Origin of the sequence: Pseudoalteromonas sp. MMG024 (genome assembly GCF_021654175.1) — a bacterium.
GTDB lineage: Bacteria > Pseudomonadota > Gammaproteobacteria > Enterobacterales > Alteromonadaceae > Pseudoalteromonas.
The window spans coordinates 121,843-135,741 of record NZ_JAKFZO010000001.1 but is presented as its reverse complement, the minus strand read 5'-3'; the positions used below and the strand labels follow the sequence as shown (position 1 = coordinate 135,741).

Sequence of the window (13,899 nt, the reverse complement as noted above, 5' to 3'; positions counted from 1 at the left end):
TGTTAGACTAGTGCGCACTAATCTCAGATGTGGATAACAAGGTGAACAATGAAAGTTATCAGTTTTAATATAAACGGCTTACGTGCTCGTTTACATCAACTACAAGCGATTATCGACAAGCATCAGCCTGACGTAATTGGCCTTCAAGAAATTAAAGTACATGATGAAGCTTTCCCTATCGAAGATGTTGAAGCGATGGGATATCACGTTGCATTTCATGGTCAAAAAGCCCATTACGGCGTGGCGGTTCTTACTAAACAAGCGCCAATCGCAATTGAAAAAGGCTTTCCGACCGATACTGAAGAATCGCAAAAACGCATGATTATTGCGACAGTAGCAGATAAAAACGGTAATCCGGTTAAAATTTTAAACGGCTACTTCCCTCAGGGTGACAACATTGCCCACGAAACTAAATTCCCATACAAACGTCAGTTCTATCTCGATTTAATGACTTATTTGGCAAGTCATGATCCTGAAGAGCAAATTATCGTTATGGGTGATATTAATATTTCACCGCTCGATTTAGATATCGGTATTGGTGAGCCTAATCGTAAACGTTGGCTAAAAACCGGTAAATGTTCATTCCAACCAGAAGAACGTGAATGGCTTGCTCGCCTGCTCGATTGGGGATTTGTTGATACCTTCAGAGCATTAACGCCAGACGCCACAGAAAAGTACTCGTGGTTTGACTACCGTTCTAAAGGGTTTGATGATAACCGCGGTCTGCGTATTGATGTTGTGCTAGCAACCAAAGCGCTTGCAGCAAAGTGCATCGAATCAGATATTGATTACGAGCTGCGCGGCATTGAAAAGCCATCAGATCACGCGCCAATTTGGGCAACATTTGATATTTAACCGAGTCAATTGGTAGGTAACCCTGTGCAATTTGATTTAGCTGAATTAACCTGTTTGTTGTTATTTGCAATTGCAGTGATTAAATCACTGAATGCGGCCACGCGTCATATTCTATTATCAAATCAAGTTGTGCAGCGAAGCGTGCTCGCCATCAGCCTAATGTTAGTTGGCTTTTGGTCACTCAAGGCTGGGCTTTATCCTGGTCTTGATATTCACGTTTTAGCACTGACCGGTGTAACGTTAACGCTTGGTCCTCGCCTTGCAATTCTCACTGCAGCGCTTAGCCATAGTTTACAGTTAGGCCTTGGTTTAGTGCCGTTTGAACAAATTGGCAGTTATGCCCTATTTACCTCGCTGTTGCCTATTTTGTTTAGCTACGCACTGTTTTTAATGTGCTACCAATACATTACTCGCCATTTATTTGTTTATATCTTTGTTAATAGCTTTTTAGGCGCTGGCCTTACCGCCGTGTTTCATATTGGCTTAATGACAGGCTATCATTATTTTTCTGGCCACTATGATTGGCAAACATTACTTGATAATTACACTTTTTTAGCAAGCCTCATCTGGTTTCCAGAAGCCACCATCAACGGCATGGCAATGACGGTGTTAATTATTTATCGCCCTCATTGGGTAAGAACCTTTTACGACAACGAGTATTTAGCGCGCTAAACCATATATTTTGAAAGAGCCGAGTTTATGGTGCACTAATCTCGTATCTGCTGGTGGTTTAAGGTTATAATCATGCGATTATTTATCGTGTAACCAGATCTAAATGTCTCAACTTTATTTTTGCCCTATGTGCCAGACGCCACTTGCCGATGACACACATCGTTTAATTTGCGCCAATAACCACAGTTTTGATAAAGCCAAAGAAGGTTATATCAACCTGCTGCCCGTGCAAAACAAAAAAAGTAAGGATCCGGGTGATAACAAAGAAATGGTTATAGCACGACGCGCGTTTTTAGCTCGTGGTCACTATAATTTTTTACGCGATGCAATTTGCCAACAGATTGAAACTCTGGCGAGTGACAGCACATTACTAGATGTTGGTTGTGGTGAAGGTTTTTATACCCACAAATTTGATGAATGTGAGAACGTAGCAACGACTTACGGGCTCGACATTTCAAAACCTGCGGTTAAATATGCTGCTAAGCGCTTTAAAAACTGCCATTTTAGTGTTGCTTCATCGTCGAATGCACCATTTAACGACGCGGTGTTTGATATTGTAACCAGTGTATTTTCACCACTATTTAGCGATGAATTAAATCGCCTTGTAAACGACAACGGCACACTAATTGTTGCAAGCCCAGGTGATAACCACTTAACTGAGTTAAAATCGATTATTTATGACGAAGTAAGGCCACATCAAGCAGTTGAAGCACCAACAGGCTTTAGCCTTCAAAGCCATACGTTACATACCGAAGTAGTTAGTTTAGAGCTCGATGCGTTAACTGAATTAATTAAAATGACACCATTTGCGTGGAAATTCCGCCCAGAGCATTGGCAATCTCTCAGCGAGAAAACACCTTTTACAGTAACCCTGTCGTTTTATGTAAGTGTGTTTAACAAAGGCAACGCTTAATCTTACAAGGCATTACGTGAATACAAAAAAGTGTCAGCTAAAGCCCTGACACTTTTTGGTTATCACAGGGTATTTAAAAAAGATCGCGCTTAAACGCATTATCCATTTTGTCGTACACCTCTTTAAGCAGATATGCCAAATCGCCGTAACGCGGTTTGGTAATTGATACTGGCGGCTCGACTCCGTGCTCAGTCATTTTGCCGTAAACCTCGCGAAACCACACCGCTTCTTGGGGTGGTAGCAAGGTATTGGCACGCTTACCTAACCAATACAAACCTTGCACTGGCATTGACAACAAAAATAAAGAAAAGGTTAACGCTTGCGGTAAATATTCAAGACTTAAAAAGTTTACCTGCACAAACACACTTAACACCGCAAGCAAAGGTACAACTTTAATGGCAAGCTTAGTTGCCTTTATGACACGAAACTCCAAAAATACAGCGCCTAATTTAGGCTCCAACGGCCATGTTTTGCTGTAGTGATGCCCATCAGAAATTTGCGCTAACATCGATTTTTGCATTACCACCTCGAAATTGCATTGAGTTTCTAGAATTACCTAACGAAAAAGTAAATTTTAGGGTAAAATTGCAACTAATAAAGTCAAGTATACCATAGTCTGAAATGACTGCCGAAAAATCTATTTAAGGAAACCATTAACTATGTCGCACAATGTGCTCGTATTAAATTGTGGAAGTTCAAGTTTAAAATTTGCCATTATCGATGCCACAACCGGCGCAGCAAGCCTAACCGGCTTAGCCGAGTGTTTATCACTTGATAATGCATCGCTAAGTTACAAACTTAACGGTGAAAAACATAAAATCGAATTACCAAAAGGGGCACAGCACGACACTGCCATTGCAGAAATCGTTAATCTAATTAAACAGCAAAACTTAAGTAGCAGCTTAATTGCGGTAGGCCATCGCGTCGTTCATGGCGGCGAAGCATTTACCGGCTCAGTTATCATTGATAGCGCTGTATTAAATAGCATCGAAAGTAATGTTGCCCTCGCACCACTTCACAATCCAGCTAATTTAATGGGTATTCGCGCGGCACAAGCGGCATTTGCAAACTTACCACAAGTTGCAGTGTTCGATACGGCATTCCACCAAACCATGGAAAAGCAAGCGTACTTATATGCGCTACCGCTTTCGCTATACAAAGAACACGGGGTGCGCCGTTACGGTTTCCACGGCACGAGCCACTTCTTTGTTGCTAATGAAGCCGCTAAATTAATTAATAAGCCAATTGGACAAAGCGCGATTATTACTGCGCACTTAGGCAATGGTTGCTCTGTTACAGCAGTTAAAAATGGCAAAAGCGTTGATACCAGTATGGGTTTAACACCGCTTGAAGGCCTTGTAATGGGAACGCGTTCAGGCGATTTAGACGCAGGTCTTTACAACTATTTATCAACCACACTTGACTATTCTAACAGCCAAATCGACGCATTACTTAATAAACAAAGTGGCTTACTTGGCTTAAGCGAACTTTCGAGCGATTGCCGAGAAATTGAAGAAGCAGCCGAGCAAAATCATGTACAAGCTAAGCTTGCTCTTGATGTATTTTGTTACCGCCTTGCTAAGTACATCGCGTCATACGTTGTACCATTAGGCCAACTTGATGCCATTGCTTTTACCGGTGGCATTGGCGAAAACTCATCGCTTATTCGTGAAAAAGTCATCCAATTACTGGCTTATTTTGCCTTTGAACTTGATAACGATGCCAACCTTGCAGCACGCTTCGGTAACAGCGGCGTAATCGCGTCAAATCCATTAGGTGCAAAAGTGCTTGTTGTGCCAACCAATGAAGAATGGGTTATCGCGATGGACGCACATAAGCTTGTGGAGGCACGCTAATGTCACACCGCATTATGCTTATTCCTGTATCAACGGGCGTTGGCCTTACCTCGGTTTCTGTGGGCTTAGTACGTGCCCTTGAAAAAAAATCGGTAAAAGTTAACTTTTTTAAACCTATTTCTCAGCCTCGCGGTAAAAAAACAGGGCCTGAGTTATCTACCGAAATCGTTAAAATTGGTTCAACCATTAACCCTGCGAAATCAATCGATTTACATACCGCGGAGCAAATGATTGGCGACGGTAAAACTGAAGTTTTACTTGAAGAAATTGTCGGTCGTTTTGAAAAACATGTTGGCAAAGATGATGTTGCGATTATTGAAGGTATGGTACCGACACGTAAGCAACCTTATGTTGGCCGCGTAAACCGTGAAATTGCACAAACCCTTGGTGCGCACATTGTATTTGTTTTAACGCCAAGCAATGATGACGTAGATGAAATTGAAGACCGTATTGAGCTAGCAGCAAGTTTATACGGTGGTGTTGAACACCCTCGCGTACTCGGCTGTATTTTCAATAAAGTAAATGCACCTCTGGATGAAGAAGGTAATATTCGCACTGACTTTATCGAGCCAAGTAATGATGAAAGCTTGCAAATTGAGCTTAATCGCATTGCATCGCTGCCACTATTTCGTAAAAAACCGTTTAAGTTATTGGGTTCGGTACCTTGGTACCAAGATTTAGTTGCGCCGCGCGTAATGGACTTAGCCAAGCACCTCAATGCCGAAATTTTAAATTACGGTGATATCGAGCATCGTCGTTTAAGAAGCGTTACATTCTGTGCACGTACCGTATCAAATATTCTTAACCACTTTTCACCGGGTGCATTATTAGTAACCCCGGGTGATCGCTCGGATGTGTTAGTTGCAGCCTGTTTGTCAGCAATGAATGGTACAAAAATTGGTGCGGTACTGTTAACCGGTGGCTTTAAACCTGAAGAACGCATTTTAAAGTTGTGCGAACAAGCGTTTGATACTGGCCTGCCAATTATTTGTACAGAAAATGACACTTGGCGCACCTCGATTCTACTACAAAGCTTTAACCTTGAAGTACCGGTAGACGATGAACAACGTATCGAAAAAGTAAAAGACCATAATGCCCGTCATATCGATAAAGACTGGTTAGAATCACTGACGCAAGGCGTTGCGCTAAATCGTAAAATGTCTCCGCCAGCGTTTCGTCATTTGCTGTCATCTACTGCGCGCTCGGCACAAAAAACCATTGTCTTACCTGAAGGTAACGAACCACGCACAATTAAAGCTGCGGCAATTTGCGGCGAGCGTAACATTGCCCGTACCGTTTTACTTGGTGACCGTGAAGAAATTGAACGTATTGCTGAGCAACAAGGTGTGCAGCTAAACGATAACGTTGAAATCCAAGATCCGAGCATTGTAAGACAAAACTACATTGCGCCTATGGTTGAGCTACGTAAACACAAAGGTTTAACAGAGGTTATTGCCGAAGAGCAACTGCAAGATAACGTCGTGTTAGGCACCATGATGCTTGCAGAGAATAAAGTTGATGGCCTTGTTTCGGGCGCGGTGCACACTACAGCCAATACAATTCGTCCGCCGCTACAGTTGATTAAAACAGCACCAAATAGCTCACTGGTATCATCCGTGTTCTTCATGCTTTTACCAGATCAAGTATTGGTTTACGGCGACTGTGCAATAAACCCTGATCCAACAGCAGAACAATTAGCCGATATCGCCATTCAATCGGCTGACAGCGCAGCCGCATTTGGCATTGAACCACGCGTTGCGATGATCAGCTACAGTACAGGTACATCAGGTACCGGTGATGACGTTGAAAAAGTACGTTTAGCAACCGAACTTGCTCAGTCAAAACGCCCTGATCTATTAATTGATGGTCCACTGCAATACGACGCGGCAATTATGGAAAGCGTAGCGAAGAAAAAAGCACCAGACAGTAAAGTTGCCGGTAAAGCAACGGTGTTTGTATTCCCAGATCTCAACACCGGTAATACAACATACAAAGCGGTACAACGAAGCGCTGATCTGATTTCTATCGGTCCAATGCTGCAAGGTATGCGCAAGCCAGTAAACGATCTTTCTCGTGGCGCCTTGGTAGACGACATTGTTTACACCATTGCATTAACTGCGATACAGGCAACGCAAGAAAGCCGTTGATCAGGTTGAAAATAGCCTTACAGATGATATTTTTTTTGATATTGTAAGGCTATAAACCACAAGGATTTTTGGGAGTAATATGTCTCAACAAACGTTAGCCGTAATGCAAGAAACCTTTACGATTCACAGTTTTGACGTAGACACACCTATTCCACCTGCTGTTTATCAAAGCAAGGTGTTTTTTATTGCGCGCACCTATGATGAGCTCTCGGTTGTATGCCCGTCTCATGTAAAACTTGATTCAAACGAGCAAGAAGAAGATTGGGCTGCGCTTGAGGTTTTAGGCCCTCTTGGGTTTTCTATGACTGGTATTCTTTCTAATATTTCGGGCGTACTGGCAAGTGCAAAGATCTCCATTTTTGCGATATCCACATTTGATACCGATTATATTTTGGTGAAGAAATCATTAATTAATGACGCCGCAACTCACCTATCAAAAGCAGGCTATAAAGTGGTTGATAGCTAATGCGCGTGTTAAAACAAGATTTTTACAGCGTTAAACATGCAGCCTTCGCTATTCACGCGCCATTTTCCGGTCGAGTGATAAGCCAAAGCGACGCCGCAAATCCATTAGTACGCAATCAATTGTTGGGATTAGGGATTGAATTAGAAATCAGCAATTATCAGCTTTTCGCGCCGTTTTCAGGCACTTTGCTCTCTGTCAATCAAGGTGGTTTAGAGTGTGTCTTTAAATCAAAGCAAGGCCTTAAATTGCTGGTTCTCGTCAATCTAGATGAACAATCTCTACCAATGACAGGCTTCAAACAGCACCTAAAGGTTGGCGATTTGGTTTCTGCTGGGCAACTTGTCGCTAGCTTTGATTTTCGTAAACAACATCACAGTGTTTTCGCGAGCATTTTACTGCTTGAACCTGAGCGCTTAAGCAAGGTGCTTGATAAATGTTATTATCAAGCGAGCCGTGTAACCGCTGCAAACGATATTTTATTTAAACTAACAAAACGAATTAATCATGATTAAACTTTTTGGCATTCCAAACTGCGACACAATTAAAAAAGCAAAAAAGTGGCTTGAACAAAACAACATTGAATACACTTTTCATGACTACCGCAAAGACGGTGTAAACTCAGAGATGGTAAATAACTTTTGCCAACAGCTAGATTGGCAACAAGTACTGAATAAGCGTGGCACGACCTACCGCCAGCTCGATGATGCAACTAAAGAGAATCTTAACGCCGAATCTGCGGTAGCACTATTGGTAGAGCAACCAGCCATGATTAAGCGCCCTATTTTAGAAAAAAATGGCGAATTCCATTTAGGCTTTAAAGCAGAACAATACCAAAGTATTTTCTCATGAGTGATTACAATGTAGTAAGCCTTACCCAAGCGCTTATTCAAAAGCCCTCTGTGACACCCGATGATGCTGGCTGCCAAGATTTAATGGCCGAACTGCTAACGCCGCTTGGGTTTAATATTGAGTCTTTATTTTTTACCGACACATTAAATATGTGGGCGCGCAAAGGCACTGAAGCACCGTTATTTTGTTTTGCAGGTCACACCGACGTGGTACCAACTGGGCCAACAGATGCATGGCATCAACCACCGTTTTCGGGTAACTTACTCGACGGCTATATTCACGGTCGTGGCGCCGCTGATATGAAAGGCTCGCTTGCCGCTATGCTGATTGCCACTGAGCGTTTTGTTGAAAAGCACCCAAATCATAAAGGAAGTATCGCCTTTTTAATTACCTCAGACGAAGAAGGCCCGTTTATTAATGGCACGACTAAGGTGATTGACGTATTAGAAGCCCGTAACGAAAAAATTGATATGTGCTTAGTGGGCGAACCGTCATCTAGCCATACCTTAGGCGATGTAGTTAAAAATGGTCGTCGCGGTTCATTGACTGGGTTTGTTACTGTGAAAGGTGTGCAAGGCCATGTCGCCTACCCGCATCTTGCAAAAAACCCAATTCATTTAGCTGCCCCCGCATTGGATGAACTGGCAAATACGCAATGGGATAGCGGCAACGAGTACTTCCCAGCAACCAGTTTTCAAATCTCAAATATAAACGGTGGTACTGGTGCAGGTAATGTGATCCCGGGCAGCGTTGAAGTGCAGTTTAACTTTCGCTATAGCACTGAAGTAACCGCTGATGAGCTAACAGCGCGTACTGTCGCGATTTTAGACCATCACGGACTTGAATATGATATTCGCTGGGTTTACAACGGACTGCCTTTTTTAACTGATGAAGGCCCGCTACTTGAAGCCACCGTAGCGGCCATTAAAGATGTACAGCATATTGATACATCAGTTGAAACCACAGGTGGTACATCTGACGGGCGTTTTATTGCACAAACGGGCGCACAAGTGGTTGAACTAGGCCCTATCAATGCAACCATTCATAAAGTTAACGAATGTGTAAACGCACGCGATCTTGAGATCCTTGCTGATATTTATGAGACCATTTTAGTTAAATGTTTAACCTAGATGAGCAGGCTGCGCTTGGTCTTACGCAGGCGCATTTATGCGACTATCACGGTCGCTTAGTTGAGCAATCGATTACACGCGACCTCAAGCAAATGCAAGTTGCAGCAAGCAAATGCAATATTACTCTCTCTCTCGCCTCTAGCTTTCGCGATTTTGCAAGGCAAAGCCTTATTTGGAACAATAAGTTTAATCAAATCAGACCTGTGTTCGATATCAACGACCAGCCAGTCGATTTAACTCACTTAAACGAACAAGACAAATGCCAAGCAATCATGTTGTTTAGTGCGATCCCTGGGGCAAGTCGACATCACTTTGGCACCGATCTGGACGTATTTGACGCAAATAAGGTAGATGATGATTATCAATTGGCGCTTAGCCAACAAGAGTATGCGTCGGGTGGACCGTTTTTTGAACTTGCAAAATGGCTAGAACAACACGCTGAAACGTATGGATTTTTCTTGCCCTATAAGCAGTTTAATGGGGGCGTTGCGAAGGAGCCTTGGCATATTAGTCATATCAGCCGTGCGCAATATTACAGCAATATCCACTCTAAAGAATTGCTTGAAAAACTACTGATAAACTCAAATGTGGCAGGTTGGCCAAGTTTAGTTGACCAACTCGATACAATTTATCCTCAGTACGTCAGCAATATTAGCGCTGCTGGTAATTAGCAAAGAAGCGCTGTATTCCCTCTATCGCCGGGGTTAATTGGTCTGGATGTGGTAAAAATACAAGTCGGAAGTGATCTGGATCCGGCCAATTAAACGCACGCCCATGCACTAATAAAGTACGCTCTTGCTTAAGTAAATCTAAAATCAGCTTTTCGTCATCATCGACATTAAAGCGCTTACGATCAAACTTAGCAAACGCATAAAGTGCGCCCTTTGGTTTTACACACGAAACACCATCAATGGCGTTTAAACCCTCATATGTCATATTGCGCTGCTGATACAATCTGCCGCCTGGCAATATCAGTTCGTCGATAGATTGCACGCCACCTAACGCTTGTTGAATTGCATACTGTGCTGGTACGTTTGCGCACAAACGCATTGATGCAAGCATTTCTAATCCTTGCATATACTCATCTAACAATGAAACTTTGCCACTCAGTACCATCCACCCCATGCGAAGGCCCGCTGCGCGATAAGTTTTTGCTAACCCATTAAAGGTAATAATCGGCACGTCATCACATAAGCTTGCGATCGAGGTGTATGGCGTATTGTCGTAGATAATTTTTTCGTAAATCTCGTCACTAAATACCAGTAAATTGTGCTCTCTCGCTAAACCTAACAGGTCATTAAGCAATGCCTTGTCATAGACAGCGCCCGTTGGGTTATTTGGGTTAATCAGCACTATTGCTTTGGTATTTGACGTAATTTTACTTTTAATGTCATTGATATCTGGAAACCAATCTTGCTCTTCATCACACAAATAATGCACTGGGTTACCACCAGCAAGCTTAACCGATGCCGTCCAAAGTGGATAATCAGGCGCCGGGATCAGTACTTCATCTTGGCTATTAAGCAAAGCTTGAGTCGCCATTTGAATAAGCTCACTAACGCCATTACCAATGAAAATATTGTCGATTGATAAATTTGAAAACTGTTTATTTTGGTAGTATTGATAAATAGAAACGCGGGCCGAATATAAGCCTTTTGAGTCACAGTAACCCTGTGCAGCGCTCATATTTCGAATAATGTCTTTTAACATATCTTCTGGCATGTCAAAGCCAAAGGCGGCAGGGTTACCAATATTTAACTTTAATACCTGGTCCCCTTGATCTTCCATTTCACGTGCCATTTTTAAAACTGGCCCACGAATGTCGTAACAAACCCCTTGTAACTTATCGCTTTTTTTAAACACTGCCAAACGTCCCCAAATACAATTTTTTGCGTTTACCTTAAACGCTCTATTTTTATAACAACCAAACGCGCAACGGACTTATGTCGTTACATAAGTCCGATAAAAGCATATATCAATTGAAAGCTAACGCGTGCTCAAGCCACAGGCTATCGCATTTGCATTAAAAGCGAAAGGATAAACACACTAATGGAATAAAATAATTAAACCAGTCTATTTATTGCGTCTTTAGTAGCAGAAATATGCGCGGGCAAAGCCGTTTTTAATTCGCTGGCTAGCGCCATATTTGACTCGTTAAGCGCGTGTTCGAGTTGTCTCGCAATTTGCGCAAGCGAGTCTGCACCAAATTGCGCCGCATTTGATTTTAAACTATGGGCATGTCGCGTTGCCTCAGTTAAATTACTGTCAAAATCGTTTTCAAGATCTTGATAAAGGCGGTCAAATTCTGTCAGACAGAATTCTAATGTAGGTAAAAATTGATCTTGCAACAGATCTTGCATAGCAAACAGTGCATCTGAATTAATGTTTACGTCTATTTCACTCATAGTAAGCTATTAAAGTATTTGACTTCCTTTAACATTAAACCAAGTTGTGCCTCTTTTCTATTCCGATTTAAAAATTAACTGTTAGTTCCTATATTTAGCACAATATTTAGTTTTTATTTAACCCATTAATAGGCGTGCTTGAAAGCAGTAACACGGACTATTAAACTATTCATTTTAGCGACGATACTACACATCTATGGCCCGCCCCACTTGTAATACATGCCACTTTGTTAAAACTGATTGCATATGTGCACACGTTAAAACCCTTTCTAATCGCATCAACATCATTGTATTGCAACACAAAGGCGAAGAGAAAAACGCAAAGAATACAGTGCGATTGGCCGAGTTAATTTATTCAAATATTACGGTTCTAGTAGGTGAAACACCCAAAGATTTTGACGCACTTAAAAAACTGCCACAAAATTCCAGTGCCCTTTTGTACCCAACAGAAGATGCTATGCCACTAGAAGATAACACTACCGCGTCACACCTTACCCATTTAATCGTGCTTGATGGTACCTGGAAAAAAGCGAATAAGCTGTTTTTTAGTCTGGATATTTTGAGTCAGTTTAAACAGGTGAGTTTTAGCCAGCTACCGGAAAATCGGTATCATATTCGTAAAGCCAACCGTATGGATAGTTTATCGAGCTTAGAGGCAATTGCTTACGCGCTTAACTTAACGGAAAAACTACCGATGGAACCCGCTTACACAGCTTTAGAGGCAATGATGGAGAATCAATTTAAGCACATGCCCGCAGAAGTGCGGGCACGCTATAAACAAAACGATTAAGACTGGCTGTCGTCACTAATTCGGCTAGCCACAGCGCCTGATTGGCCTTTGTATTTTGCGTCTTTACGGCGGTTATAAGGGTTTTCTGCCGGTCCAGACATGGTTTCAAAACTCAGCGCCCCTATTTTCATATACGGGCGAAGGGCTAATGGCAATTTACCAGAATTGTAAAATTCCAACACAATATTGCCTGACCAACCTGGATCAATTCGGTGAGCGGTTACGTGAACCATTAAACCTAAACGCGCAAGCGACGAACGGCCATCTAACCAACCTACGATATCGTCAGGCAAAGTGACACTTTCATACGTGATAGCAAGGGCAAGTTCACCTGGGTGTAGGAAGAATGCTTCTCCCTCTTCTAGCACAATTTCATCGCTCATAATCGATTCCATTGCCGCAGACACCAACTCTTTTGGACCACTTAAATCAACATAGGGTGCTTTATGATCCTGAAATACACGAAATTTGTTGCCTAATCGTAAATCGACCGTCACACCGGAAATCATGTCATCTTTTGGTGCAGGATCAATGCTAATTTTACCCGCGTTTAGATACTCTTTTATATGGGTATCGCATAATCGCATAGTTAATCGTCCGTTATAATAATTTCGACGGGATTGCTGCCACTTCCTTGATAAAACAAATGACTAGCAATAAGTTTTGCCGCTCGATTATAAATGGCAACGAGCGCCTTGTCAGCATTATGTGAAATAAACTCACCTGCTTCTCCACTTTCGCGAATGGCATGGGCCAGCGGCACTTGGCCAAGTAATGGTACATCAATACGCTGAGCAAGTGCTTTACCACCGTCTTCACCAAATACGTGGTTGATACCATTACAATGTTGACAGTGAAAATAGCTCATATTTTCAAGTAAGCCTAAAATCGGCACTTTTACTTTGTTAAACATGTCGATGCCTTTGTTGGCATCAGCAAGCGCTAAATCTTGTGGTGTCGTAACAATCACAGCGCCACTTGCGGGAATTTTTTGCGACATGGTGAGCTGAATATCCCCCGTACCCGGTGGCATATCCACAATTAAATAATCAAGTTCAGGCCACGCGGTTTCGTTTAGTAACTGCATCAGCGCGGTCGATGCCATGGGACCCCGCCACACCGTGGCATCCTCTTTACCTAGTAAAAAGCCTATTGATTGTGCTGCAAGCCCATTTTTACTCATAGGTAGTAAAGTCTTATCGTCTTTCGCTTGCGGTTTTTGGTCTGCAAGGCCAAGCAATAACGGGATAGATGGGCCATAAATATCGGCATCTAACACCCCGACGGCTGCACCATTTTGCTTTAACGCATGGGCCAAATTAACCGCACTGGTTGATTTACCAACACCACCTTTGCCACTGGCAACTAAGATAATATGTTTAATCGTGCTATGGCGAAAAGGCTCGAGCAATTGCACCTGCACACTCACGTGCACCGGTTTTTGAAGTTGTTCTGAAAGAAACGCGGCGATTGCAAGCTGCTCTGTAGTGGCAGCAAAATGAAGCGTTAGTGCAACTTTAACACCGTCAACATCATCCACCGAGACTAAACTACAGGCTTGTTGTAACCCCACAGGAAAGACGTCCGAGCGATAATCGCCGAGCAAACTGTTTATTTGCTCAAACAGGTCGGAATTTTGTGGTTTTTTCAGCGCTTTTTCGGCTGCTTTGGACCCTCGGAAAAGATTTTTAATATTAAACATGTAAATCTTCATTTGGCTAATGAAATACGCGCTGGAATTATGTAATATTCCTGACCTTAACTCCAGTTTTAAACTTAGCTTGTTGTACTGTTTAATATTCGCTTTCACAAGTTA

16 protein-coding genes are annotated in these 13,899 nt (G+C 42.4%); 11 read left to right on the top strand and 5 right to left on the bottom strand.

Features of this window, described 5'->3' with window-relative positions:
* Positions 1-48 precede the first annotated feature (48 nt).
* The 3 genes from xthA to rlmA all read left to right on the top strand — a co-directional run bounded on the left by xthA (position 49) and on the right by rlmA (position 2,440).
* A complete protein-coding gene (xthA, locus tag L1068_RS00620; protein WP_237128613.1) occupies positions 49-855 on the top strand; it encodes an exodeoxyribonuclease III in 807 nt (268 codons plus the stop codon).
* Positions 856-879: 24 nt separating this feature from the next.
* The gene (locus L1068_RS00615) at positions 880-1,527 is read left to right on the top strand and encodes a hypothetical protein (protein WP_237128612.1); all 648 of its coding nucleotides are present in this window, start codon (positions 880-882) and stop codon (positions 1,525-1,527) included.
* Positions 1,528-1,630: 103 nt separating this feature from the next.
* A complete protein-coding gene (gene rlmA, locus L1068_RS00610) occupies positions 1,631-2,440 on the top strand; it encodes a 23S rRNA (guanine(745)-N(1))-methyltransferase (protein ID WP_237128611.1) in 810 nt (269 codons plus the stop codon).
* A gap of 73 nt (positions 2,441-2,513) precedes the next feature.
* On the opposite strand, the gene yfbV is transcribed toward rlmA, so the two are convergent.
* Positions 2,514-2,960 carry a terminus macrodomain insulation protein YfbV gene (yfbV, locus tag L1068_RS00605; protein WP_054979437.1) on the bottom strand — a complete coding sequence of 149 codons (447 nt, stop codon included), beginning with the start codon at positions 2,958-2,960 and terminating at the stop codon, positions 2,514-2,516.
* 139 nt (positions 2,961-3,099) lie between these two features.
* On the opposite strand from yfbV, the gene L1068_RS00600 reads away from it, so the two are divergent.
* The 7 genes from L1068_RS00600 to L1068_RS00570 all read left to right on the top strand — a co-directional run bounded on the left by L1068_RS00600 (position 3,100) and on the right by L1068_RS00570 (position 9,559).
* Entirely contained in the window at positions 3,100-4,296 is a 1,197-nt protein-coding gene (locus tag L1068_RS00600) for an acetate kinase (RefSeq protein WP_237128610.1), read from the top strand.
* Positions 4,296-6,443 carry a phosphate acetyltransferase gene (pta, locus tag L1068_RS00595; RefSeq protein ID WP_237128609.1) on the top strand — a complete coding sequence of 716 codons (2,148 nt, stop codon included), beginning with the start codon at positions 4,296-4,298 and terminating at the stop codon, positions 6,441-6,443. The genes L1068_RS00600 and pta overlap by 1 nt, the downstream gene beginning before the upstream one ends.
* A 79-nt stretch (positions 6,444-6,522) precedes the next feature.
* On the top strand, positions 6,523-6,909 hold the full coding sequence (locus L1068_RS00590) for an ACT domain-containing protein (RefSeq protein ID WP_010560292.1): 387 nt from the start codon (positions 6,523-6,525) through the stop codon (positions 6,907-6,909).
* On the top strand, positions 6,909-7,421 hold the full coding sequence (locus L1068_RS00585) for a PTS glucose transporter subunit IIA (RefSeq protein ID WP_237128608.1): 513 nt from the start codon (positions 6,909-6,911) through the stop codon (positions 7,419-7,421). Before L1068_RS00590 ends, L1068_RS00585 begins: the two co-directional genes overlap by 1 nt.
* The gene (locus L1068_RS00580) at positions 7,414-7,758 is read left to right on the top strand and encodes an ArsC family reductase (protein ID WP_237128607.1); all 345 of its coding nucleotides are present in this window, start codon (positions 7,414-7,416) and stop codon (positions 7,756-7,758) included. The genes L1068_RS00585 and L1068_RS00580 overlap by 8 nt, the downstream gene beginning before the upstream one ends.
* Positions 7,755-8,888 carry a succinyl-diaminopimelate desuccinylase gene (gene dapE, locus L1068_RS00575; RefSeq protein WP_237128606.1) on the top strand — a complete coding sequence of 378 codons (1,134 nt, stop codon included), beginning with the start codon at positions 7,755-7,757 and terminating at the stop codon, positions 8,886-8,888. The genes L1068_RS00580 and dapE overlap by 4 nt, the downstream gene beginning before the upstream one ends.
* Entirely contained in the window at positions 8,876-9,559 is a 684-nt protein-coding gene (locus L1068_RS00570; RefSeq protein ID WP_237128605.1) for a M15 family metallopeptidase, read from the top strand. Before dapE ends, L1068_RS00570 begins: the two co-directional genes overlap by 13 nt.
* On the opposite strand, the gene L1068_RS00565 is transcribed toward L1068_RS00570, so the two are convergent.
* A complete protein-coding gene (locus L1068_RS00565) occupies positions 9,540-10,757 on the bottom strand; it encodes a pyridoxal phosphate-dependent aminotransferase (RefSeq protein WP_237128604.1) in 1,218 nt (405 codons plus the stop codon). The two genes, L1068_RS00570 and L1068_RS00565, sit on opposite strands and share 20 nt — an antisense overlap.
* Positions 10,758-10,951: 194 nt before the next feature.
* Positions 10,952-11,293 (bottom strand): Hpt domain-containing protein, encoded by a 342-nt coding sequence (locus L1068_RS00560; RefSeq protein WP_237128603.1) that lies wholly within the window; start codon positions 11,291-11,293, stop codon positions 10,952-10,954.
* A gap of 196 nt (positions 11,294-11,489) precedes the next feature.
* Between L1068_RS00560 and L1068_RS00555 the strand changes: the two genes are divergently transcribed.
* A complete protein-coding gene (locus L1068_RS00555) occupies positions 11,490-12,083 on the top strand; it encodes a tRNA-uridine aminocarboxypropyltransferase (protein ID WP_237128602.1) in 594 nt (197 codons plus the stop codon).
* On the opposite strand, the gene dcd is transcribed toward L1068_RS00555, so the two are convergent.
* Together dcd and apbC are read right to left on the bottom strand one after the other, a co-directional pair.
* Entirely contained in the window at positions 12,080-12,670 is a 591-nt protein-coding gene (dcd, locus tag L1068_RS00550) for a dCTP deaminase (RefSeq protein ID WP_010560300.1), read from the bottom strand. The two genes, L1068_RS00555 and dcd, sit on opposite strands and share 4 nt — an antisense overlap.
* A 2-nt stretch (positions 12,671-12,672) precedes the next feature.
* The gene (gene apbC / locus L1068_RS00545) at positions 12,673-13,785 is read right to left on the bottom strand and encodes an iron-sulfur cluster carrier protein ApbC (protein ID WP_237128601.1); all 1,113 of its coding nucleotides are present in this window, start codon (positions 13,783-13,785) and stop codon (positions 12,673-12,675) included.
* Between the last annotated feature and the right edge of the window lie 114 nt (positions 13,786-13,899).